At 70.7% G+C, this 22,152-nt stretch carries 25 protein-coding genes and 1 pseudogene; 17 read left to right on the plus strand and 9 right to left on the minus strand.

All coding sequences use genetic code 11. The annotated features are described in order from the left end of the window. Positions 1 to 9 precede the first annotated feature (9 nt). Entirely contained in the window at positions 10 to 258 is a 249-nt protein-coding gene (locus AOQ53_RS21560) for a hypothetical protein (RefSeq protein WP_059419653.1), read from the minus strand. Between the two features lie 178 nt (positions 259 to 436). Between AOQ53_RS21560 and AOQ53_RS21565 the strand changes: the two genes are divergently transcribed. Together AOQ53_RS21565 and AOQ53_RS21570 are read left to right on the plus strand one after the other, a co-directional pair. Then, on the plus strand, positions 437 to 1,048 hold the full coding sequence (locus tag AOQ53_RS21565; RefSeq protein ID WP_059419655.1) for a DinB family protein: 612 nt from the start codon (positions 437 to 439) through the stop codon (positions 1,046 to 1,048). A gap of 139 nt (positions 1,049 to 1,187) precedes the next feature. Further along, positions 1,188 to 1,628, plus strand: a complete 441-nt coding sequence (locus tag AOQ53_RS21570) for a nuclear transport factor 2 family protein (protein ID WP_059419657.1) — start codon at positions 1,188 to 1,190, stop codon at positions 1,626 to 1,628. A gap of 13 nt (positions 1,629 to 1,641) precedes the next feature. On the opposite strand, the gene AOQ53_RS21575 is transcribed toward AOQ53_RS21570, so the two are convergent. Next, positions 1,642 to 2,340, minus strand: coding sequence for a YqeB family protein (locus tag AOQ53_RS21575; protein ID WP_063888931.1), 699 nt, complete (start codon positions 2,338 to 2,340; stop codon positions 1,642 to 1,644). 204 nt (positions 2,341 to 2,544) lie between these two features. Next, positions 2,545 to 2,988: a DUF2000 domain-containing protein gene (locus tag AOQ53_RS21580; RefSeq protein WP_059419688.1), complete on the minus strand. Its 444-nt coding sequence runs from the start codon at positions 2,986 to 2,988 to the stop codon at positions 2,545 to 2,547. A gap of 49 nt (positions 2,989 to 3,037) precedes the next feature. On the opposite strand from AOQ53_RS21580, the gene AOQ53_RS21585 reads away from it, so the two are divergent. After that, positions 3,038 to 3,832 carry a helix-turn-helix transcriptional regulator gene (locus AOQ53_RS21585; RefSeq protein WP_059419661.1) on the plus strand — a complete coding sequence of 265 codons (795 nt, stop codon included), beginning with the start codon at positions 3,038 to 3,040 and terminating at the stop codon, positions 3,830 to 3,832. Here the strand turns inward: AOQ53_RS21585 and AOQ53_RS21590 are convergent. Then, a complete protein-coding gene (locus tag AOQ53_RS21590) occupies positions 3,829 to 4,338 on the minus strand; it encodes a type III secretion system chaperone family protein (protein ID WP_059419662.1) in 510 nt (169 codons plus the stop codon). The genes AOQ53_RS21585 and AOQ53_RS21590 overlap by 4 nt on opposite strands. Further along, entirely contained in the window at positions 4,331 to 5,668 is a 1,338-nt protein-coding gene (gene mshA, locus AOQ53_RS21595; RefSeq protein ID WP_059419663.1) for a D-inositol-3-phosphate glycosyltransferase, read from the minus strand. The genes AOQ53_RS21590 and mshA overlap by 8 nt, the downstream gene beginning before the upstream one ends. Before the next feature lie 352 nt (positions 5,669 to 6,020). On the opposite strand from mshA, the gene AOQ53_RS21600 reads away from it, so the two are divergent. The 5 genes from AOQ53_RS21600 to AOQ53_RS21620 all read left to right on the plus strand — a co-directional run bounded on the left by AOQ53_RS21600 (position 6,021) and on the right by AOQ53_RS21620 (position 11,660). Then, positions 6,021 to 6,887 (plus strand): calcium-binding protein, encoded by an 867-nt coding sequence (locus AOQ53_RS21600; RefSeq protein WP_059419664.1) that lies wholly within the window; start codon positions 6,021 to 6,023, stop codon positions 6,885 to 6,887. A gap of 149 nt (positions 6,888 to 7,036) precedes the next feature. Continuing rightward, entirely contained in the window at positions 7,037 to 7,663 is a 627-nt protein-coding gene (locus tag AOQ53_RS21605) for a dihydrofolate reductase family protein (RefSeq protein ID WP_059419666.1), read from the plus strand. Between the two features lie 73 nt (positions 7,664 to 7,736). After that, positions 7,737 to 8,555: an SAM-dependent methyltransferase gene (locus AOQ53_RS21610; protein ID WP_099054658.1), complete on the plus strand. Its 819-nt coding sequence runs from the start codon at positions 7,737 to 7,739 to the stop codon at positions 8,553 to 8,555. Positions 8,556 to 8,769: 214 nt separating this feature from the next. After that, complete coding sequence (locus tag AOQ53_RS21615) at positions 8,770 to 9,858, plus strand: C40 family peptidase (protein ID WP_059419670.1); 1,089 nt, start codon at positions 8,770 to 8,772, stop codon at positions 9,856 to 9,858. 452 nt (positions 9,859 to 10,310) lie between these two features. After that, a complete protein-coding gene (locus tag AOQ53_RS21620) occupies positions 10,311 to 11,660 on the plus strand; it encodes a PP2C family protein-serine/threonine phosphatase (RefSeq protein WP_059419672.1) in 1,350 nt (449 codons plus the stop codon). A gap of 36 nt (positions 11,661 to 11,696) precedes the next feature. On the opposite strand, the gene AOQ53_RS21625 is transcribed toward AOQ53_RS21620, so the two are convergent. From AOQ53_RS21625 to AOQ53_RS21635, 3 genes are all read right to left on the minus strand, one after another. Continuing rightward, positions 11,697 to 12,029: a DUF2516 family protein gene (locus tag AOQ53_RS21625; protein WP_078945429.1), complete on the minus strand. Its 333-nt coding sequence runs from the start codon at positions 12,027 to 12,029 to the stop codon at positions 11,697 to 11,699. Between the two features lie 117 nt (positions 12,030 to 12,146). Beyond that, on the minus strand, positions 12,147 to 12,794 hold the full coding sequence (locus AOQ53_RS21630) for a hypothetical protein (RefSeq protein ID WP_059419673.1): 648 nt from the start codon (positions 12,792 to 12,794) through the stop codon (positions 12,147 to 12,149). A gap of 89 nt (positions 12,795 to 12,883) precedes the next feature. Further along, positions 12,884 to 13,552 (minus strand): helix-turn-helix domain-containing protein, encoded by a 669-nt coding sequence (locus AOQ53_RS21635; protein ID WP_059419674.1) that lies wholly within the window; start codon positions 13,550 to 13,552, stop codon positions 12,884 to 12,886. A 258-nt stretch (positions 13,553 to 13,810) separates the two neighbouring features. On the opposite strand from AOQ53_RS21635, the gene AOQ53_RS21640 reads away from it, so the two are divergent. The 8 genes and pseudogenes from AOQ53_RS21640 (at position 13,811) to AOQ53_RS21675 (ending at position 20,383) form a co-directional block, all read left to right on the plus strand. Continuing rightward, complete coding sequence (locus AOQ53_RS21640) at positions 13,811 to 14,593, plus strand: TnsA-like heteromeric transposase endonuclease subunit (RefSeq protein ID WP_059419677.1); 783 nt, start codon at positions 13,811 to 13,813, stop codon at positions 14,591 to 14,593. Positions 14,594 to 15,156: 563 nt separating this feature from the next. Next, positions 15,157 to 15,831, plus strand: a complete 675-nt coding sequence (locus AOQ53_RS46410; RefSeq protein WP_236711745.1) for a hypothetical protein — start codon at positions 15,157 to 15,159, stop codon at positions 15,829 to 15,831. Further along, a complete protein-coding gene (locus AOQ53_RS21650) occupies positions 15,726 to 16,481 on the plus strand; it encodes an ATP-binding protein (protein WP_236711746.1) in 756 nt (251 codons plus the stop codon). Before AOQ53_RS46410 ends, AOQ53_RS21650 begins: the two co-directional genes overlap by 106 nt. Positions 16,482 to 16,614: 133 nt before the next feature. Next, positions 16,615 to 17,526 (plus strand): TniQ family protein, encoded by a 912-nt coding sequence (locus tag AOQ53_RS21655; RefSeq protein ID WP_107084030.1) that lies wholly within the window; start codon positions 16,615 to 16,617, stop codon positions 17,524 to 17,526. 111 nt (positions 17,527 to 17,637) lie between these two features. Further along, positions 17,638 to 18,534 carry an aminoglycoside phosphotransferase family protein gene (locus tag AOQ53_RS21660; RefSeq protein ID WP_059419680.1) on the plus strand — a complete coding sequence of 299 codons (897 nt, stop codon included), beginning with the start codon at positions 17,638 to 17,640 and terminating at the stop codon, positions 18,532 to 18,534. Positions 18,535 to 18,879: 345 nt separating this feature from the next. Then, positions 18,880 to 19,122: pseudogene (locus tag AOQ53_RS46415) on the plus strand (class I SAM-dependent methyltransferase); the annotation flags it as partial. A gap of 54 nt (positions 19,123 to 19,176) precedes the next feature. Continuing rightward, positions 19,177 to 19,374: a hypothetical protein gene (locus tag AOQ53_RS46420; RefSeq protein ID WP_059419684.1), complete on the plus strand. Its 198-nt coding sequence runs from the start codon at positions 19,177 to 19,179 to the stop codon at positions 19,372 to 19,374. Positions 19,375 to 19,855: 481 nt separating this feature from the next. Next, positions 19,856 to 20,383: a hypothetical protein gene (locus tag AOQ53_RS21675; RefSeq protein ID WP_059419685.1), complete on the plus strand. Its 528-nt coding sequence runs from the start codon at positions 19,856 to 19,858 to the stop codon at positions 20,381 to 20,383. A gap of 113 nt (positions 20,384 to 20,496) precedes the next feature. Here the strand turns inward: AOQ53_RS21675 and AOQ53_RS21680 are convergent, their stop codons facing one another. Continuing rightward, positions 20,497 to 21,054 (minus strand): DUF6817 domain-containing protein, encoded by a 558-nt coding sequence (locus AOQ53_RS21680; protein ID WP_059419686.1) that lies wholly within the window; start codon positions 21,052 to 21,054, stop codon positions 20,497 to 20,499. A gap of 177 nt (positions 21,055 to 21,231) precedes the next feature. On the opposite strand from AOQ53_RS21680, the gene AOQ53_RS21685 reads away from it, so the two are divergent. Then, positions 21,232 to 22,143: a LysR family transcriptional regulator gene (locus AOQ53_RS21685; RefSeq protein ID WP_059419687.1), complete on the plus strand. Its 912-nt coding sequence runs from the start codon at positions 21,232 to 21,234 to the stop codon at positions 22,141 to 22,143. Positions 22,144 to 22,152: the final 9 nt, after the last annotated feature.

The following is a 22,152-nucleotide window of genomic DNA, read 5'->3' on the forward strand; positions in this document are numbered from 1 at the left end:
GTAAGCCGGTCAAATCTGGTGCCCAACATCGCCGGGGCTTCCGAGATCACCGTTCATTAGGTAGCCTATGATTAGGTTACCTAATGGGGCATCCGCCAGACCACCGGGGCATTCGCCGGCCTCTCGCCAGTCGTCCATGACGCGGTGGACGTTCTCCAGGGTGCAGACCGTCCCCGACCAGCGTTCTCCGTTGTCGAAGATCACCCACACGTCGACGTCATCGATCTCGTCGAGGAGTGCCGCGGCGTCGGGGACCAAGCAGATGTCGTAGCTGTCACGTCGAGCGCGGTAGAACGCCCCGTCTCACACCAGGCTGACTCCTCGACAGCAGGTCAGGCACGGCGCCTGCCGGCCGACGCAGGCAGAGGAAGCGGAGCAACCTCGGGCACTGGATATTCAGTGGCGGAACGCTTCGCCCACCGTCCACCATCCCCCCATGGCCTCGGATGAGCACATCAGTGAACCAGCGGTGACCCGATGGACGCGGGCCACCGTCTATCCCGACATGTGGGTGGATCCGGACGACGACCCGCGCGAGACCGAGGCCGAAGTCATCGATGAGCGCAGCGCGTTGCTGGAGAGTCTCCGTCACTATCGCCTCACCCTGGAAATGAAGTGCGCGGGGCTGGACGCGGAGCAGATGGCCCGGCGGTCGGCGGCGCCGTCCACGATGTCGTTGCTCGGGCTGGTGCGGCACCTGACCGAGGGGGAGCGGCACTTCCGGCGGGTGATGGCCGGGGCGGACGCGCCGAAGCTGTACCGCACCGAGGAGGACCGGGACGGTGACTTCAACGGTGCGATCGCGGACCCGGCGGTGGTGGACGAGGCGTGGCGGCAGTGGCGGGCCGACGTGGAACTCACCGACCGGTATCTGGCCGGTGTCTCCGATCTCGCCACCCTGAACGCCGGGTACTCCGACTACGGGGCCGAGCCCGGCGGGCAGCTCCAGCTCCGTGACGTCCTGGTGGCGCATGTCGGGGAGTACGCGCGCCACTGCGGGCACGCCGACCTCCTGCGCGAACTGATCGACGGCCGGGTCGGGCAATGACGACGACGCCGTGAAGTGGCCCGGCTGTCGACCTTTACCCCTCGGGTAATCGACCGGCCTCGCCTTCCCCGGCAGGATCGGACGCGTCCCCCAGGAAACCGTCCGGGATCCGGCCGGCCGCAGTCGCGAGGAGAGTGCCATGTCCGTCAAGTCCAGCCCGGTGAAGTCGATTTCCGTCGCCGAGTCCACCCGGGCCGTCGTGCAGGAGTTCCTCGCCGCGCGACTCGCCGGGGACACCGAGCGGCTCGTCGAGCTGTTCGCCGACGAGGTCGACTGGGTGCTCGCCGACAACCCGGGTGTCCCGTGGATCCGGCCCCGCTCCACCGCCGCCGAATGCGCCGCGCAGTCCACGGAGTTGACGGAGCACACCGTGCCCGAGGACGCCCGCGCCTCCCTCGACGCATTTCTCGTCGACGGTGCCGACGCCGTGCTCATGGGACACCTGTCGGGGACCGTGCGGGCGACGGGGAAGTCCTTCGAGGGGCCCTTCGCGCTGCGCCTCACAGTCGAGGACGGCCGGATCACCCGGCACCACCTCTACGAGAACAGCCTGTCCATCGCCGAGGCCTGTACTCCGTGAGTGCTTCGGCTGCTCAGTTCTGGCGGGCCAGCCGCCAGTACTGACGCTTCTCCTCGTCCCGTACGACCACGCCGAGCCGCAGCAGCTCGCGGCGCAGCTCACGGGCGTCCTCGGCGTCGTCGTCCCGCTTCCGGGCCTGGGCGCGAGCCCGCAGAAGGGCGTCCGCGCCCTCGGGGAGGCCCGGAGTGCCGGGGACCCAGCGGCGGAACTCGGCGCGGTACGGGTCCTCCTCCGCCCAGTGGTAGCCGTGCTCGGCGAGGGTGTCGGCCAGGCGTTGCCAGGGCAGGCCGCAGTGCTCCCGGGCCAGTTCCATGCTGTCCGGGGCCAGCACCACGAGTTGCTTGCCGTCCCTGCACAGCACCGCGATCTCCTCGCGGGCGAACTCCTGCGTGCTGTCCCTGATGGTCAGCGCCAGGTGGGTGCCGGAGACGCGGACCGACAGCGACTCGTGTACGGCGCTGAGGCCCAGCAGCAGACCGCCCAGTGCGCCTACGGCGACCGTGCCGAGGGTGAGGGCGGGCTCCGGTATCGAGGTCAGCAGTTCGGCCGGGCCCTCCAGCGGTGCCCACGGCAGCTTGAGCAACAAGCGGGCGAGGAGCGGGAGCACGGCGCCGATGCCGACGCCGCAGGCCACGCAGAAGAGCGTGATCACCCAGGCCGACTCGGCCAGTTCCGTGTCCTTGCCCGCCTGCGGCACCCGCTTCTTCCCCATCGGAACGTTCCTCGCGTCCTCCATGAGGCGAGTCTCGGCGGGCGGCGCAGGCGCTGTCGTCAGCCGTTGGTCTACGGGTCCGCGACTTTGGTCGCCGGGCAGGGCCACGTCCGGCCTCACGACCATGTCCGGCCTCCCCCGCCACGTCAGCCTCACGACCACGATCGCCTCACGGCCACGCTCCGCCTCACGGCCACGCCGTCCTCAGGGGTGCATCCGCGCCCCCTTCACCACCTTGTCCACCGCGTTCTTCGGGCCGTAGACCGCGAGGCCGACCAGATCCAGGTCCGCCGTCGGCACCGACCGTACGGCCGCGCGGTTGTCGCGGTCGTTGCCCGTGGCGAAGAGGTCCGAGGTGAAGAGCGCACGGGGCAGGGAGCGGGAGAGGGCGCGGGTGCGGGCCGTGGTCAGGGTTTCCTTCGTGGCCTCGAAGACCAGGACCGGCTGGCGGAACATCGGCAGGTAGGGCACGCCGTCCGCGTCCTCGTACGGTTCGCCGATCACCTCGGGGAGCTGCGTTCCCAGACCGCTGACCAGGAACGACGTCACGTTGAGACGCTGCCACGGCTCCAGGTCGGCGCGCAGCAGTACGGCGATCTTCGTGTCGAAGCGGATCGGCTCCGGAGCCGGTTCGGTGTGCGTGTTCATGATGCGAGCGTGCCCGGCGGTCATCGCCGGGGTCTTGTACGTTTTTTGCATGGCTTCCCAGCCCGCCCGGATCGTCTCCGCCTGGCGGCCCGCAGTGCCCGGTGTCGTCGAGGTTTTCCACGCCCGCTTCACCGAGTACGCGTACCCGATGCACGTCCACGAGGCCTGGACGCTGCTGATCGTCGACACCGGCGCCGTACGGTACGACCTCGACCGGCACGAGCACGGCACCCCGCACGACACCGTGTCGCTGCTGCCGCCGCATGTCCCGCACAACGGCTCCCCCGCCACCCCGGACGGCTTCCGCAAGCGGGTGCTGTATCTCGACGGGACGTATCTCGGGGACGAGTTGATCGGGGCCGCCGTCGACCGGCCCGATCTGCGTGATCCGCTGCTGCGCAAGCGCGTGGGGCAGGTGCACGGCGCGCTGCTGCGGCCCGGTGAGGAACTGGAGGCCGAGAGCAGGCTGATGTTCGTCGGGGAGCGGTTGCGCGGCCATCTGCGGGGCGACAGCGACCAGCCCCGACCGACGGATCCCGTCCTCGCGCGGCGGCTGCGGGAACTGCTGGACGAGCGGGTCGTCGAGGGCATCGGGCTGCGCGAGGCCGCCGGGCTCGTTGGGGCCCACCCCGCCCATCTCGTACGGGCGTTCAGCACTGCCTACGGCATCGCCCCACACCAGTACCTGACGTCCCTGCGCGTGGGACGCGCCCGGCGGCTGCTCCTCGAAGGGCGCTCGCCGGGTGACGTGGCCGCGGCGACCGGGTTCTACGACCAGTCCCACCTCACCCGGCACTTCCGGAAACTGGTGGGTGTCCCGCCGGGGCGTTACCGGGCGCGTTAGCGCTCCGGGCGCTGCGTCAGGTGCGCGAACGCGTCCAGGTTGCGTGTCGACTCCCCGCGGGACACCCGCCACTCGTACTCCTTGCGGATCGCCGAGGCGAAGCCGAGCTCCAGAAGGGTGTTGAAGCTGCCGTCGGAGGCCTCCAGGACCTGGCCGAGCAGGCGGTCGATCTCGTCGGCCGTGACGGCGGACAGGGAGAGCCGGCCGGTGACGTAGACGTCGCCGTGCTGGTCGACGGCGTAACTCACGCCGTAGAGCTTGAGGTTGCGTTCCAGGAGCCAGCGGTGGACGCCCTGCTCGTTCTCGTCGGGGTGGCGGATGACGAAGGCGTTGAGCGAGAGGGAGTGGCGGCCGACGATCAGGGAGACCGTCGTCTTGAGCTTGCGGGTGCCGGGGAGCTGCGCCACGTAGGTGCCGGGTTCGGGGCTCTCCCACTCCAGGTCGGCGTCCTTCAGCACTCCCTCGATGACCTGTGCCGCACGCTGTTCCAGATCGGTTTCACCCATGCTGCGAGCGTACGCGACGGCGGTGTGCCTGCATCGCGGCCGTGTAGACGTCCGCCGTGGCGGCGGCCGCGGTGTCCCAGCCGAAGGACTGGGCGTGGCGGGCGGCCTGCCCGCCCAGCCGGGGCGACAGCCGCGGGTCGTCGGCGAAGTCGCGCAGCACGCGCGCGTAGTCGGCGGGGTTGTGGCCGCGTACCAGGAAGCCGGTGTGGCCGTCGCGCACGGCGACCGGCAGGCCGCCGACCGCTGCCGCCAGCACCGGCGTGCCCGCCGCCTGTGCCTCTATGGCGACCAGGCCGAACGACTCGCTGTAGGAGGGCATGACCAGGACGGAAGCGGCGCGGAACCAGTCCGCCAGCTGGTCCTGGCCGACCGGCGGGTGGAACCGTACGACGTCCGCGATGCCGAGGCGTGCGGCCAGCTTCTGGAGACCCTCGGGCTTGGCCAGGCCGCTGCCGCTGGGGCCGCCGACGACGGGAACCAGGATGCGCGAACGCAGCTCGGGGCGCTCGTCGAGGAGGACGGCGACGGCGCGCAGCAGCACGTCGGGGGCCTTCAGGGGCTGGATGCGGCCCGCGAAGAGCGGGATCAGCGCGTCCTGGGGCAGGCCGAGACGGGCCCGTGCGGCGGCGCGGCCGTCGGCGGGCGAGAAGCGGCTGAGGTTCACGCCCGGGTGGACCACGGCGACCTTGTCGGTGTCGGCCTCGTAGTGCCGTACCAGTTCGTCTGCCTCTTCTGTGGTGTTGGCGATGAGGCGGTCTGCGGCGCCGACGATCTGGGTCTCGCCGATGACGCGGGCGGCCGGTTCGGGGGTGTCGCCGTCGGCCAGGTTGGCGTTCTTGACCTTGGCCATGGTGTGCATGGCGTGCACCAGGGGGGCGCCCCAGCGCTGGGCGGCGAGCCAGCCGACGTGGCCGGAGAGCCAGTAGTGGGAGTGGACCAGGTCGTAGTAGCCGGGGCGGTGGCCGGCCCAGGCCTGCATCACGCCGTGCGTGAAGGCGCACAGCTGGGCGGGGAGGTCCTCCTTGTTGAGGCCCTCGTAGGGGCCGGCGTCGACGTGCCGGACGAGGACGCCGGGGGCCAGCTCGACGATCGGCGGGAGGGCGGCCGAGGTCGCGCGCGTGAAGATCTCGACCTCGATGTTGATCGCGGCGAGGCGCTGCGCGAGCTCCACGATGTAGACGTTCATGCCCCCGGCGTCGCCGGTGCCCGGCTGGTGGAGCGGGGAGGTGTGCACGGAGAGCATGGCCACCCGGCGGGGCCTGCGGTGCAGCCGGAGGCGCGCGGGCGCGGACGCGGAGCGCCGCCCGAGCCTGCCGATGTACTGGCTCACGTGGCGTTCCTCCTCGCTCCGGGCATGCCTTTGCAGGGCGCACGTGCCCTTTAGGGGGTGGAACACCGGAGGGGCGGCCTCCATTTCCCGATTCGCGACTTTTACCGAACCATTACCACTTCTCGCTCAACCGTTCGATGGTGATGGGCTCCCGCATCCGGCCCGCATCCCCTGCCCCCGGGGAGGGTGACAGACAGGTGAACACGATCGGAAATCGCAGGTCACTCGCGCTGTCTCCGCCGTGAAAAGGCCGAGAAAAGGATGACGAGGCCGATACTGCGGACAACCTGGCGCCCGCCCGTTCGGTCAAAGCGTGCGAAAGGATCCACTACTGCCTCACGGAGGTTACGCAATGCCCCCTCGCCTCGTCAGCCGCCGGCTGTTACGCGCCTCATCAGTTCTGACGCCGGTTCTCGGCATGGTCCTGGCCGTACCGATCGCCCTGGCCGGCCCGGCCGGTGCCGCGGAGCCCACGGCCACCGCCGCGGTGAACGAGTACGGCTGGCAGCTCACCTACAAGGCCGCCCCCGGGCAGGCCAACAAGGTGGCCATCACGCAGTCGTTCACCAGCGACCGCTCACAGTTCACCTACGTGATCGACGACGTCGTCCCGATCGACGCCGGGAACCGTTGCGGCCACCCCGACAGCGCGGACCACACCAAGATCTCCTGCACGGTCGAGTCCCCTGAGAGCCAGTCCCCGCTCAGCTCCATGGAGATGGACCTCGCCGACGGCGACGACACAGTCTCCTTCGACAACGCCACCGACCAGGTCTACCACTTCAACACGGTCGAGCTGGGCGACGGCAACGACAAGTGGACCGGCGCCACCGGCCGACGAGTCGACGGCAGTACTGTCCGGGGCGGCGCGGGCGAGGACGTCATCAGGGCGGGCGCGCTGGGGTTCGCCGGGGGCGGTGACGGCGACGACACCCTCTACGCCGGCATCGGCGGCGAGATCGTGGACGGCGGCGCGGGCGACGACGTCCTCCATGGCGGCGCGGGCGACCAGATCCTGAGGGCCGACGACGGGGCCGACACGGTGTACGGCGGGGCCGGCGACGACGAGCTGTACGGCGGCAGGGGCAACGACATCCTGTACGGAAACAGCGGCGCCGACCGGATGTGGGGGAACAGCGGCGACGACGAGCTGTACGGCGGACCCGGAGCGGACACGCTCTCCGGCGGGCCGGGCACCAACATCGTCCGGCAGGACTGACGGTTCTTCCCCGCCCGGGGAACCGCGCGGTCACCCGTGCGGTTCCCCGGGGCAAAGATCGTCGGCATGTGGCCAGGGCCGATGAGTTTCCGCGCCCCACGGCGTCTCGAGAAGTGATGACTGTGAGCCGGAAAAGAGAGGGGTGCGCGATGAAGCTCGTCGTACAGGAGTTCCTGTCGCTCGACGGTGTCTCCCAGGGGCCGGGCGCCCCGGACGAGGACACCAGCGACGGTTTCGAGCGGGGCGGCTGGTTCGTGCCGCATCTGGACGAGGAGTTCGAGCGGCTGGCCGGCAGCTGGCTCGGGGAGGCGGACGCGTTGCTGTTCGGGCGGCGTACGTACCAGAACTTCGCCCGGGACTGGCCGGCGATGACCGGCCACCCCCTCGCCGGGATCATGAACGGCCTGCCGAAGTACGTCGCGTCCCACAGCCTGACCACGGCCGGCTGGGACCCGACCACGATCCTGTCCGGCGACGTCCCCGCCCGGGTGGCGGAGCTGAAGCGGCGGCCCGGCCGGGAGCTCCAGATCCACGGCAGCGCCCGGCTCGCCCAGTCCCTGCTGGCCGCCGGGCTGATCGACACGCTGCGGCTCGTGATCGCCCCGGTCGTGGTCGGTCAGGGCCGCCGCCTCTTCCCGGACGGCGGCGCACCGGCCGGGCTGCGGCTGACCGAGCACCGGACGACGCCGGGGGGCCTGTCGGTGCATGTGTTCGAGACGGCGGGGGTTCCGGGGTTCGGGACGTACGGGGGCGGGGGCGAGGGGGCTGCGGCTTAGGGGCCTTCAACCCCACCGGGCCGCTCAACACCGAGGGCCGTTCAACCTCAGGGAGCCGCTTAACCTCGTACGCATGACATCCCGCGCAGCCACCCGCCCCATGGGAACAGTGACACGCGGGACGACCAACCCCAATCGCCTGCGCCGCATGGACCGCTGGATCGCGGCCACGCACGGCGCCGAGCTGCGCCGTGCCGCCGACCCGGTGGCGGTCGACCTCGGGTACGGCGCCGCCCCCTGGACGGCCGTCGAGCTGCTGCACCGCCTCCGTACGGTCGCGCCACGCGCGCGCGTGGTGGGCGTCGAGATCGAGCCGGCCCGGGTCGCGGCGGCGCTGCCGTACGAGCGGGCGGGGCTCGTCTTCCGGCACGGCGGTTTCGAGATCCCGATCCCACAGCGGCCCCTGCTGGTCCGGGCGGCGAACGTGCTGCGGCAGTACGACGAGGGCGAGGTCGCGGCCGTCTGGCACCGGCTGTGCGGACGGCTCGCGCCCGCCGATCCGGCGACCGGTGCGCGCGGCGGGCTGCTGGTCGAGGGCACCTGTGACGAGATCGGACGCCGGCACGTCTGGGTCGCGCTCGGGCCGGAGGGACCGCGCACGGTCACCTTCGCGACCCGGCTCGGCTTCCTGGTACGCCCCTCGGACCTGGCCGAGCGCCTGCCGAAGGCGCTCATCCACCGCAACGTCCCGGGCGAGCCGGTGCACGCTTTCCTGCGCGACTTCGACCGCGCCTGGGCCGCCGCCGCGCCCTACGCGTCCTACGGCGCCCGTCAGCGCTGGATCCGGGCGGTACGGGACCTGACCGCCGACTGGCCGGTGGCGGACGGGCCGGCGCGGTGGCGGCAGGGCGAAGTGACGGTGCGCTGGGAGGCGTTGGCGCCGCGGGGCTGACCTCCCGGGCCACGCGTCGCAAGCCCCTCGGCGCCTCCCGTGGGGAACGATCTCTTTGAGTCGTTCGTCACACAGGCGGGGAGATCATCATGCCGGAGGCATATCGGGGAGGGGGTCGCGGGAAGATCTACCCCTGTCGCTTCGCGCGCCGACATGGCAGCATCCCCAGGCGAGCCGGACGTTACTGAGGGTTAATCAGTTTGGGGGCCGAGGTATGGGTACGGGCAAGCGTGGCCTGATCGCGACGGCCGTGGCCGTGGTCTGCGCGGTCACCGTGCTGGCGGCACCGGGCACGGCGTTCGCGAACCCAAGTCCCACCCCCGCCCCGAGCGCGGGCCCGACGCTCGCGCCCGGCAAGGACCTCGAGGCCATACGCAAGAAGCTCGACAAGCTCTACCGCGCCGCGGCCCGTGCCACCGACGAGTACAACGCCGCCGAGGAGAAGGCGGACAAGCAGTCCGCCGAGATCGTCAAGCTGGCCAAGAAGATCGTCAAGGGCAAGGAGAAGCTGGCGAAGCTGAAGGACCGCGCGGGCGCTTCGGCCGCCGCCCAGTACCGCGGCGGTGGACTGCCGCCCGAGGCCCATCTGATGCTGAGCGACGATCCGCAGGAGTTCCTCGTCGGAGCGGGCCGGGTGCGCCAGGGCCAGCACGCGACCAAGGGCCTGATCGGCGAACTGACCCGCACCCAGGAGGACTTGGAGCAGTACGCCAAGGACGCCTCCGCCCAGTGGAAGAAACTGGAGGCGGGTCGCAAGGCCAAGGCCGCCGCGCAGAAGAAGATCGAGCAGCAGATCGCACAGGCGGAGAAGCTCGAGTCCGAGCTCCAGAAGGAGGAGCAGGAGCGCCTCGCCGAGCTGGAGAAGGAGGCGGCCGGCAGGGCGCAGACCGCCTGGCTCGACTCCGGCATCCTCGACGAGATCAGCGGAAAGGCCTCCGAGCAGGGCAAGAAGGCCGTCGCGTACGCCACGGCCCAGATCGGCAAGCCGTACCAGTGGGGCGCCGAGGGCCCGAAGACCTACGACTGCTCCGGGCTGACCTCACAGGCCTGGATATCCGCCGGACAGGGCATTCCGCGCACCTCGCAGGAGCAGTGGAAGCGACTGCGGCACATCGACATCGAGGACATGCGGCCCGGCGACCTCATCATCTACTTCGACGACGCCAGCCATGTCGCGATGTACGTCGGCGACGGGGTGATCGTGCACGCGCCGCGGCCCGGGCGGACGGTGACCCTCGCGGGGGCGGGGACGATGCCCATCCTCGGGGTGGTACGACCGGACGCCGAGGCCGACAGGGACTGAGCGGACGCCGAGGCCGGCACGGACTGAGCGGACGCCGAGGCCGGCACGGACTGAGCGGACGCCGAGGCCGGCACGGAGTGAACGGGGGCTGGCGCCGCCTGAGCAAGCGCCGACACCGACTGAACGGGTGCCGACACCGACCGAGCAGGTGTCGTCCGAGCACCGAATACCGGACAACAGGTCGCAGCACCCCTGTCGGCGATCCGGGCCACGTGACCCAGCCCACCCCGAACCGCCACCCAGCCGCGCGCTGACGTGACGTTCGTCATCCCCACAGCATCCCGGCGGTGTCCAACTGGGGTGCATATCGCGGCATATGACACTGGCCGATGGCGCAGCGGCATGGCTCACACCATTCCAATGCGGCACCGACACCCGCTATGGTCCCCGTCGGTGGGTCGAGGTCCCTCGCCCCCGCCGTGCCCTCGGGGGGAGGGAAGGAACCCAAGACGATGCCCGTACCCATACCGCGGCAGAGAGCGATCCCGGCCGTGGAGAGTGGTCAGGCGCAGGCCGAGTCCCCGTGCGACGGCCCCGCCGAGCAGTCCGTCACGGACGCCTCGGCGACAGCCCCCCGCACGCCGGACACCGCCGGGAACACCACGGACAAGGTGGAGAACAACACCGCCCACACCAACCTGACCCTGCTGCTGATCGAGGACGATCCGGCCGGTTCGCCGATCGTGCCCGACATGCTCGACCAGGCAGGCAAGCCGATCCGCGTCCGCACGGCCCGCAACCTCACCGAGGCCGGGCGGCTGCTGACCGACGACGTCCACTGCATCCTGCTGGACCTCGCGCTGCCGGCTCCGGGCCGCAGCGACACCGACGACGAGCTCGCCGTGCTCAAGCACGTGCTGGAGCTCGCGCCCCGGCATGCCGTCCTGGCGCTGACCGCCTCGGGCGACGCCGAGCGCGGCGCGGAGGCGGTGCGCGTCGGCGCCCAGGACTACCTCTTCCGCGACGAGCTGGACGGCCGGCTGCTGAGCCGGGCGATCCGCTACGCGGTGGAGCGCAAGCGCTCCGAGTCGGCCGAGCGCCGGCTCGCCGAGGGTCGGCTGCGCGCCCAGGAGAACCGCCGCCTGGAGCGCGGTCTGCTGCCGACCCCGCTGCTGGACGGCTCCCCGCTCCGGTTCGCCGCCCGCTACCGCCCGGGCCGCTCGCGCGCCCTGCTCGGCGGCGACTTCTACGACGTCGTGCGCACGCCGGACGGCACCGTGCACGCCATGATCGGTGACGTCTGCGGTCACGGTCCCGACGAGGCCGCCCTGGGCGTGGAGCTGCGGATCGCGTGGCGCGCGCTGACGCTGGCAGGCCTGTGCGGGGACCAGCTGCTGGGCACGCTCCAGCAGGTGCTGGAGCACGAGCGGGCCGACGACGAGATCTTCGCGACCCTGTGCACGGTGGACATCGCGCCGGACGGCCGCCGCGCCGGCCTGTGCCTGGCGGGTCACCCGTCGCCGCTGCTGGCCCGACCGGGCAAACCGGCCCGCCTGCTGCCGTACGACAACAACGGACCGGCCCTCGGGCTGCTGCCGGGTGCCCGCTGGCCTCGTATGCAGGTGGAGCTGGGCGCCGAGTGGAGCCTGATGCTCTACACCGACGGCCTGATCGAGGGCCATGTCGGCGAGGGCCGGGAGCGGCTCGGCCAGGACGGCATGACGGAGATGGTGCGCCGCCAGATCGCCCAGGGACTGCGGGGCGAGCAGCTGCTGCGGGCAGCGGTGAACGAGGTGCGCGACCTCAACGGTGGCGAGCTGACGGACGACGTGGCGGTACTGCTGCTGGACCGGGTGCCGTAGCCCCGGCTCCACCCGGCTCCAGTGCTGCCGGGGGTCTTACCGGCCGCCGTTCCAGGGGCCGTACGGACCGTCGCTGCTGGAGCCGCGCTGGCTGCGGCCGCCGCCGGGGAGCGCCCGGATGGCAGGGCGGACGTCGACCATGTACACGATCGTCGCGATGAGCCCGATGATCGGCAGGAACGACAGGATCGGGAAGAGCAGGTTCACGACGAAGGCGATCCCGAGGATGATCAGCCAGAACGGCTTGGTCTTCTTGTCGGCCGCGCGGTAGGCATCCTCCCGCCGCACGGCGGCGTCGAGCAACGCGAAGCCGCTGAAAACGATCAGAGCCATGCTCAGAAGCCACATGAACCCTGCGAAGCCCTGCATCAGCACTACGTCCACCACCCGACTCGGCTCGTCCCTACGCGGTCACCGTACCCGTACAACGGGCCGGACACCCCCAGGGTGCCCGGCCCGTGTGGTCGCTCTGCGCCCCCTGCCGTCCTACTTGACCGGCGGGGTGGTCTTCTTGGCGGTGGTCTTGCGCGCCGGGGCCTTCTTGGCGGGAGCCTTCTTCTCCGGGGCGGCCGCGGTCGTGGTGCCGGCGGGCTTCGCCGGCTCCTCCTTGACCTCGACCGGCTCGGCCTTCGGCTCGACGGCCACGGCCAGCTCCTCCACGCCCTCGGCGATGTCCTCGATGCCCTCGGCGGCCTCGCCGCGCCAGGTGCGCACGGCCTGCTCGCCGTGCTCGGCGACCTTCTCGTAGGTCTCCCGGGCCTTGACGGCGTACTCGGCGGCCACGCCGACCCCGCGCAGCGCGAAGTCCTGGGCGGTCTCGCCGACCTTCTTCAGGTCCGCGTCGATCGTGCTGCCGAGCTTCTTGATGTCGACGTCGATGGAGCCGATGAACTCCGTGACCTTGTTCTGGAGGGTCTGCTGCGTCTCCTTGACGCGGGCGGAGGCCTTCTCCTGGACGGCCTTGGTGTCGGTGTTGCGTACGGCCTCGATCCGCGCGGGGGCCTCGGAGCGCAGCTGCTCCACCAGGGCCGGCACCTTCTTGGCCTGCTGAAGGGCGAGGTCGGCGGTGCCTGCGGCGAAGTAGAGCGGCGTCGGGTCGCTGAGGGTCTTGCGCAGGTCGTCGGTGATGGCCATGGTGATGGTCCTCCCGGATTCTGTTTCGCTTGAGGGTTCGGCTGAGGGTTGTGTGATCCGCGGCGGTACGGCCGGTGCCCTGGTCCGGTTCAGCCGGCCGTCTGCTGCGGGTCGGTGTCACTGCCGCCGGTGTCCTTGCGGGCCCGGCGGGCGGCGGACGTACCGCCGTTGCCCTGACGAGCACGACGGGCGGGCGACGGTGACGTACCGCTGTCGTCCTTGCGCGTGCGGCGGGTCGCCGACGGTGACGCGGACGTACCGCCGTCGCTGTCGCGGGCACGGCGTTCGGCGGGCCGGCCGACGTCGGCCGCGCGGGTCCGTCGTATCCCGGTGCCGCCGTCGGGAGCGTCCCCGTCCGCCTCGTCTTCCGCGACCACGAGGTCGACGACCGCGGAGCCGTCGCCGGTCCCGAACCCGTTCTCCTTGCGGAAGGACTCGTAGATCTGCAACAGCACCTGCTTCTGCCGCTCGTGCAGCGTCGGGTCCGCGAGGATGACGGCACGCGTCTCCACCTCGTCCCGGTCCCGCTCGGCGTCGAGGATGCCGGCCCGGACGTACAGCGTCTCGGCGGAGATCCGCAGGGCCTTGGCGACCTGCTGCAACACCTCCGCGCTCGGCTTGCGCAGCCCGCGCTCGATCTGGCTCAGGTACGGATTGGACACCCCGGCGGCGTCGGCGAGCTGCCGAAGCGACAGCTGCGCGTTGCGCCGCTGTTCGCGCAGGTAGTCACCGAGATTGCCGACGTTGAGCGATGCCATGGCTCCACAGTGCCGGACCCCGCTAACTATTGCAAGCACCCGCTTGCAATAGTGCGCCACGCCACGCGCCCGGGGTGAGACTGAGCCGGCTGACCTGTCTCTGCGATGTGTAGGCAGTCCCGCTCTTCTGTAGGCATGTACGGCTGGGTCCCGGTCATGTGTAGGCAAGTTCTGGAGTGTTCCGGTCTTGTGTAAGTACGGCGGTCTTGGCGCTTCTACGGTCGAAGTGGCTGGTCGGCGTCGTACCGGAGGCCTGGGATGGATGCGGATGAGGTGTCGGCGGAGGACATCGAGCTGGAGTACGTCAGCACGGCCGGGGTCCGCGAGCGGGGGCCTTTGAGCCGGTTGTGGCCGGTGCGGTTCGAGTCGGTACGGCCCGAGCGCCGGTTCCCGGCTTTCCGAGGGCAGGGCAACTGGTGCGGCTGGTACTGGTCGGCGACGTGTGGCGGGCATGTGGGCTACGAGTCGTGGCTGGAGCGCGATCGCCTGATGCTGCTCGACTTCGACCCGCTGGTGACAGGCATGTCCTCACAGCCGTTCCGGCTGTCCTGGGCGGAGCCGGGAGGGAAGCGGGTGCGGCACACGCCGGACTTCTTCGTCCGCCGGACCGACGGCACGGCCCTGGTGGTGGACGTGCGCCCTGATGAGCGGATCGAGCCGCAGGACGCGGTGAAGTTCGCGGTGACCGCGGCGGCTTGCCGGTCGGTGGGCTGGGACTTCGCCCGGGTGGGGACGCCGGATGCGGTGCTGATGGCGAACGTGCCGTGGCTGGCCGGCTACCGGCATCCGCGGGTACACCACCCTGACGTCGCCGATCGCCTGGTGGAGGTATTCGCTGACGGCGCCGGTCTACTGGACGGGGCTCGGAGGGTGGGTGATCAGATCGCGGTGCTGCCGGCGCTGTTCCACCTGCTCTGGCGCCGGATTCTGACCACGGACTTGGAGAGCGGGCTGCTGTCGGCGGACACGCAGGGTCGGAACGGTGAAGTGCGGGAGGGAGGCGGGGATGCCCTCGCGTCCGCGGCTGCTGCGAGCGGGTGACCTGGTCCGCTTCGACGGACGGCTGCATACGGTCGCCGCGTTGTAGGGGACTGCGGTCCGGCTGGTCGACGAGGGCCAGTCAGCGAGCGTGGTGATGCTGGCCCATCTGCTGTCCTCCACCGGCTTCGAGGTGGTCACACCGGCCTCGGCGCGGACGGTCGTCCCACCGGCTGGAGCCCTGGAAGGACTCCCAGCCAGGGCGGTTGAGCGGGCCGAGTGGTGGCAGCGGCACCTGGTGGAGATGCTCACCGGGCGGCCCCTGGACGATCCGCACGGCCCGGTGAAACCCGAGTACGACCCGGCGGTCTGGTCCCTGCGGCAGCGGGAACTGGCGAAGGCCGCCGAGCTGGCGGCGGCGGGGACGGCTGTGTCGCTGACCGTCCTGCAGGACATGCGGGCCCGGTTCGAGCGGGAAGGGGTGCTGGGCCTGGTCGACCCACGGCTGCGGACCGTCTCGGACGGCACGGGCCGCACCGACCGGCGGGTGGTCGAGGCCCTGCGGAAGGTCGTGGAGGAGCAGACCGACCGGTCGACCGGTCTCCGCGCAGGTTCTACGGCGCCGGATGGAACGCCTCCTCGAGGCCGAACACGGCCCCGGAGTGGTGCCGCTGCCGTCGCGAGCGACGTTCTACCGGCTACTGAAGGCGGTCAGCTCCGGGCGGCACACGCTGGGCTCGGCCCGCACCCGCCGCTCGCTGGCCAAGCAGCCGGACGGCATGTTCGGCCAGCTGACCGCGGCCCGGCCGGGCGAAGTGATGGAGATCGACTCGACTCCGCTGGATGTGCTGGTCGTTCACGACGACGGCACGGTGGACACCGTCGAGCTGACCGGGATCGTCGACATCGCGACCCGCACGCTGGCCGCGGCGGTGCTGAGGCCGTCGACGAAGGCGGTGGACGCAGCCCTGCTGCTGGCCCGGGCGATGACGCCGGAGCCGATGCGGCCGGGCTGGGCGGACGCTTTGCGGATGTCCCGATCGGTGCTGCCGCACGCCTCGCTCATGGCGCTGGACGAGCGACTGGCCCAGGCGGCGGCCGTCCCCGTGATCACACCGGAGACGATCGTCTGCGACCGGGGCAAGGCCTATCTCTCGACCTGCTGCCCGATGACCAGTGGCAGGCGCTGGACGGGGTGCAGAGGGACGCCTACGACGAGGCTCGCATCGCCTACCACTCCGAACTCCAGGTCGTGCGGGCCTCCACGGTCAAGGAGATCGCCCACCAAGGCCGACTGCTGACCCTGCTCAACCAACGCGAACACGGGGCTCGTCGCGGACTGATCGTCTCCGGCGAGTGGACCACCGGCAAGACAACCGCCCTCAAGCAGCTCGCTCGCCTCCATGAGCTGCGCGTCCGGCAACGCTATCCGGGCAGCGACCGCATCCCGGTCGTCTACATCACCGCTCCTCCCCGTGGCTCACCCCGCAAGCTGGCGATGGAGTTCGCCCGGTTCCTCGGACTGCCGCTTATCACGCCGCGGCACAACACGACCGACGTCACCAGCGCGGTCTGCCAAGTGCTGATCGAGGCCCGAACGGACCTGGTGCTGGTCGACGAAATCCACCTGATGAACCACGCAACGATCGCAGGCGAGGAGCTGTCAGACCATCTCAAGTACTTCACCGAGCACCTGCCCGCCACATTCGTATATGCCGGGATCAACGTCGAACACTCCGGGCTGTTCGCCGGGATCCGCGGCAGCCGGCTCGCCGGCCGCTGCGTGCTCATCCGCACCGGCCCCTTCCCGCTCAACGCAGAATGGCGGTCGCTGGTGGCCAGCCTGGAGGGCACGTTACGGCTGCACCAGCACGAACCCGGAACCCTGGTGCGGATGTCGAAGTATCTCCACCAGCGCACCGGCGGCATGATCGGAAGCCTCCCCGCCTGATCCGCGCCGCAGCCGTCACCGCCATCCTGGACGGCAGCGAGCGCATCACCCGCTCCGCCCTGACCACGATCCGCATCGACCACAGCAGCGAATCCACTCAGTCCGGCCAGCCCGCTCCTCGGAGATCCGCTGGATGAGCACACCCTTCCGGCCTGTGATCTTCCGGCCGTTACCCCGGCCGCTCCCCCCGTTCCCGAACGAGACCCTGGAGTCGTACTGCCAGCGGCTGGCCCACGCCAACCGCATTCCCGCAGAGCGGCTCCACACCCCCTCGCGCTGGCTGGCGCACGACGACGACTCCGTGACCGCGCTTCTGCGGCGTCTGACGATCCTCACCGGCCTGTCCCGGGAGACGTTCTGGCACGCGCTGCCGGAACTGCGCTGGAGCCACGAGCACGGCATGAGCCCCCTGGGCCGCTCCCTGCCTCCGGTCGTGGCCATGCGCCTCCGACGGCGCTGGGCCTGCCGACGCTGCACGGCCACCCGAACGCCAGGCCAGCACGTCATGACCTGGATCCCCATCGACACCCACGCCTGCCTCCAGAACAGGCTCTGGATCGGCGAAGCCGTCGCTGTCACGCGCGAACAGGTTGACCTCGCGCAGATGCCGGGAACCCTCTGGGCTCAGCGTCGCCACCACCGCCTCGTCCGACGTCATGGAGAGAGAGTCACCGCTGAGTGCTTTCGGACCGGCGGCGCCCTTTGGAAACTGTTCGCGGCGCATCACTACACGCTCGTCCCGGACGCCCTCGGCCAGGGACTCGCCAAGCCTCGTGGCCCCTACCTGTCCTGGGGGCCACAGCTCTACGCGGCGGCCTATCCAGCGGCCGTCACGATGATGTCGCTGGTCGCCTCACCTGCCTGGCGATCCCTCCTCGCCGAGAGCATGTTCCCCAGCGACGTCGAGCGCTTCATGAAGGAATTCACGCGACGGCTCCCGCCAAACCACCCCGCCTATGTCACCAACCTGCCCGCCCTCCCCAGCAAGACCGGCGCCGTGATCCGCCGCGTCACGCAGATCCTGCGCGAGACCAAGGCCGCCTGAATCGGGACCCGCCTGAGCATGGGCGCCTCCCTGCTCGGGAGATCCAGCCGGGGAGCTGGATCTCCCAAAGTGCAAGGTGGCCTCCGCCTACCTCAAGTACGGTGACTCGGCATGATCGAGTCCGAGATTGAGATCAGCGAGGATCTGGTCCGCGACCTGCTTCGGGAGCAGCATCCGGACCTCGCCGAGCTGCCCATCCGCGAAGTGGCGGGCGGCTGGGGAAACCAAATGTGGCGCCTCGGTGACGAGTTGGCCGTCCGGATGCAGCGGATGGACACGAGCCCCGATCTCCAGCTCAAGGAGCGCCGGTGGCTGCCGACTCTGGCCTCGCGCCTGCCGCTGCCGATTCCTGTCCCCCTACGGGACGGTGCGCCGTCCGAGCGCTTCCCCAAGATCTGGACCGTCATGACATGGGTCGAGGGCACGCCGCTGGACCATGGCTCGATCACTCGCGGCGACCACGCGGCAGAGACGCTGTCGGGCTTCCTCAGGGCGCTGCACGTGGAGGCGCCCGCCGACGCACCGACCGCTTCGGACTTCGGCGCTCACCCCAAGGACTGCACGGACGGCTTCGAGCACTTCTTCCAGGACGTTGCCCCTGCCGACCTCGCCGACGAGATCCGTGAAGTCTGGGGTGAAGCGGTGGCGGCCCCGGGGTGGGAGGGCCCACCGGTGTGGGTGCACGGCGACCTGCATCCCGCGAACGTCGTCGTCGCGGACGGGACACTGGCGGGTGTCGTCGACTTCGGCGCGCTGGTCGCCGGCGACCCGGCGTGGGACCTCGCGGCCGCCTGGCTGCTACTCCCCGCGGGCGGCGCCTCACGGTTTTTCAACAGCTACGCGCAGGCGGACGAGGCAGCGGTGCGACGGGCGCGCGGACTGGCCGCGATGAGGAGCCTGTTCCTGATGGCGATGGGCCAAGCCGGGGATCGCGGCCTGCCTGGAGGCAAGCCGAACTGGGGGCCCGCAGGCCGGTCCGCACTTGATCGTGTCCTGAAGGGCCTTTGACGTCGGCATGGATCGACTGGGCTTCCCCGGCGGCCATGCACTCGCTGACAGCAATCGATGCAGCCCGGCCATTGGGACCGCGGTCTGAGAATCTCGGCGACGGTGCGGGCTGTCTCGAAGTCGAGCAAGTTACGGATGCCGCCACAGTAGGACAGCTACCGGGAGCAAACTGAGACGATCCCAGATCCGGACGTCTCAGAGTTCTCCGGGCACCCCAGGTCAGAGGGCCCCAGATGCCCGGACCTAGCCGAGACAGGACAGCGGCCCATGCTTGTCGGCCGGCACCGATTTGCTGGTCGGTGAGCCAGCCCGGGCGGGCACCGACTACCGGGTGGCACGGCCGAGTCGACGGGGCTGCCGGACGGGTCGTACGACGTGGTGGCGGCCGGTCAGTGCTGGCATTGGCTCGGCGCGCCGAAGGCCACGGCCGGGATACGGCGGCTGCTGCGCCCCGGCGGCCGGGCGGTCATCGCCCACGTCGGCTGGCTGCCACTGCCGGGCAACGTGGTCGAGGCGCCCGAGGAGCTGATCCTCTCTTTCAACCCGGCCGGGGCGATGGGCGGCGGCACCGGCCTGTACCCGCGCTGACTGACCGACCTGGCCACCGCGGGCTTCACCGGCATCGAGACCTTCTCCTTCGACGTGGACGTGCCGTACCCGCCCGAGGCGTGGCGGGACCGGATCCGGGCCCGTGCCGGAGTCGGCGCCAGCCTGTCACCGGACGAGGTGGAACGCTTCGACGACGCCCTCGTCAGGGTGCTGCGCGACCGTTTCCCCGGTGAGGTGATCCAAGTCCCGCACCGCACATGGGCGGTCGTGGCCACCAGGAGCGACGACTGACACGCTCACCAGGCGGCCGTCAGGACGTCGCCCTCGTCCGGCGGCACCGGGGTCTCCCGGGCCGCCGCGCCACGGATCGGCGCTGGAACATGCCCGCCACCTCCGCCTTCACCACGCGGCGGCACGCGAACGTGGTGCCGTACGGCCTCGCCCCGGCGGAGGCGGACGAGCGGGCAGACCCGCTCGGCCGTTAGGCGCCAGGCCGGTGCGGACGGCGATCTCGCCGGGTGCCGTGCCCAGTCGGTGGGCGAGTCACAGGACGAATCCGGTGAGGGCCTCGTCGGGCAGGGGATCAGGGCTGTGGGGCAGCGGTCGCGTGCGGTTCACTTCGCGGCTCCTGCTGTCCGCGGCGGACGGTGGTGAAGGTCGACGGCAACGCGAGGTGACAGAGGGCCGAAGGACGGCGCAGGTCTGGCGATACTCCGGGCGCTTTGGCGATTCTTGCGCTGGCGCCAGGGGAAGAAGGCTAGCGTTGCGTCCCGTGATCGTATGGATCAACGGCACCCACGGCGCGGGCAAGACGACGACCAGTGCACTCGTGCAGCGGCTGATCCCGGATTCACGGGCGTTCGACGCCGAGAAGGTCGGCGAGACACTCATGGACATCAGGCCGGGGCTGCCCGGGCCCGGGGCGGACAACTTCCAGCACTGGCCGCCGTGGCGGCCGCTCGTGGTCGAGACCGCCCGCCGGGTACTCGACTACACCGGCGGCACTCTGGTGATGCCCATGACCGTCCTGGTCGAGCAGTACTGGCGCGAGATCAGCACAGGTCTCGCCCAGCACGACATCCCGGTACGGCACTTCGTCCTCCACGCCAACCAGGACACCCTCCGCGGGCGCATCCTGGGGGACACCGTTCTCGGCCCCTCTTCGTTCCGTCTCACCTACCTCGAGCCCTACGCCGAGGCGGCCCGCACGTGGCTGCACGCCGAGGCCGAGGTCGTCGACACCACGCACCTCACGCCCGCCCAGGCCGCCCAGCGGATCGCAGAGGCCGTCAAGGGCTGAGACCCGCCCGCCACGCGAACAACCCGCAGGGAGCTGGCATGATCACGTCTCATGGATGGGTTGCCGTTCGACGCGGTGCTGGGTGACTTCGACGCGCCGCTGCTCGGCTGACGTCACCGGACCCCGGCAGCAAGCACCGTACGGCAGTCCGACCAGGCGGGTCGGCTCAGCAGGTGCTGGAATCGGCTGAACAGGGCGAGGAGTTCGGCTTTCCACTTCTCGCGGAACGCGGAGTCGACGCGGGCAAGGTCGAGTTCGTTGGCGGCGGACAACTCCGCGAAGTCTCGCCGAAGTTGCGGCCCCGGGGTGTGGAGACGGCCCGTGAACCGATTCCGGAAGGCCCCGTCGGCATCCGCGAGCGTCGGATAGGTGGCCTTCCGGTCACACGACGCGTAGAGATACACGATGGCTTCAGCCTCGGCACCGATCACCTCCGCGAGTTCGGCGCGGCTGTCCGGAGACAGCAGGGCGGTGGGGAAGCCGTCGGTGCCGTAGAAGGCGTGGCACAGGCCCGCGACCTGGAGGGCCGGACGAGCGCCCCATACGGCGAGTTGTCCCTGGACGCGCTGGAGATGGGCGACGAGAGTGCCGCCCGGATGGGCGACGCCCGCGGCACCGAGCTCGCGCAGCAGCACCAGGGCCTGGTCGGCAGCGGCAGAGGAAGCAGGCACGGGCGGTGTCCTTCCATCGTTCGGGGTCGGCACCCGTCCGCGCCTTCGCCTGTGGTCCGGACCCGCGAAAGCACCGGACGGGTTGCCGCCTGGGCCCTGCACTGATCCTCGTATGGCCTCGTGACCCCAGTCAATCCTATGGATTTCTCGCTAACCCCGAGCTATAGCTTGGCAGTTATGACTTTGGAGGACCTGCGCGTCTTCGTGGCCGTGTGCAGGGCGGGAAGCCTCAGCGCCGTCGCCCGGGAACTGGACCGCACGCAGTCAGCGGTGAGCCAGCATGTCAAGCGGCTGGAACGGGAGGCCGGTGTGAGCCTCTTGGAGCGCCGGCCACGAGGCGTCGTGCCCACACACGCGGGGCGCGTCCTGTGCGATGCCGCCTCGGACAGCATCGCCGGTCTGGATCTGGCCATGCGGCGTCTCGGGGACCTGGTCAACGGCGACAGCGGCTCCGTGCGTGTCACCACGGGCGGAACAACCGTGCGGCACTTCATGTCCGAGGCCATATTCGCCTTCCGGCAGCGCTACCCGAAGGTCAGTCTGGAGTTCCGGACAGAGACCTCCAGCCGCAACTGCTTCGACGCCCTCACCGCCGGCAACCTCGACCTCGCCTGGGTGACGATCGACGGCCCGGTGCGCGGTATCGAGCAGCGCCCCGTCGTCGCCCTGCCCTGGGTACTGGCAGTCCGCGCCGACGATCCGCTGGCGGACCAACCCTGTGTCCACCCGGCCGAATTCGGCGACATCAGTCTCATCCGGCTCCCCCAGAACTCCAGCTCAGGTGCCCGGCTCGACGCCGCGTTCGCCGAGCTCGGTGTCCGGACCAGCTCCGACACCAGCGTCGCCGACTGGGACACCGCCCTCCTGCTGGCGGAGCTCGGCCTCGGTCACGCCGTCGTGCCTGTCCTGCCCGGCTGGGAGGTGCCCGGTGACGGTCCCCTCCGCCTCGTCCCCGTCCCCGATCTCCCCCCGCTCCCGGTCGGCTGGGCCGTCCGCCGCTGGGACGCCCTCACCCCACTCGCCCGGGAATTCGCCGACACCGTCGCCCGCAGCTGTACGGAGAGGGCCGCCGACACGCGGCCCGAGTAGCAGCACGCC

Source organism: Streptomyces azureus, assembly GCF_001270025.1.
In the GTDB taxonomy this organism is placed as follows: Bacteria; Actinomycetota; Actinomycetes; order Streptomycetales; family Streptomycetaceae; genus Streptomyces; species Streptomyces azureus.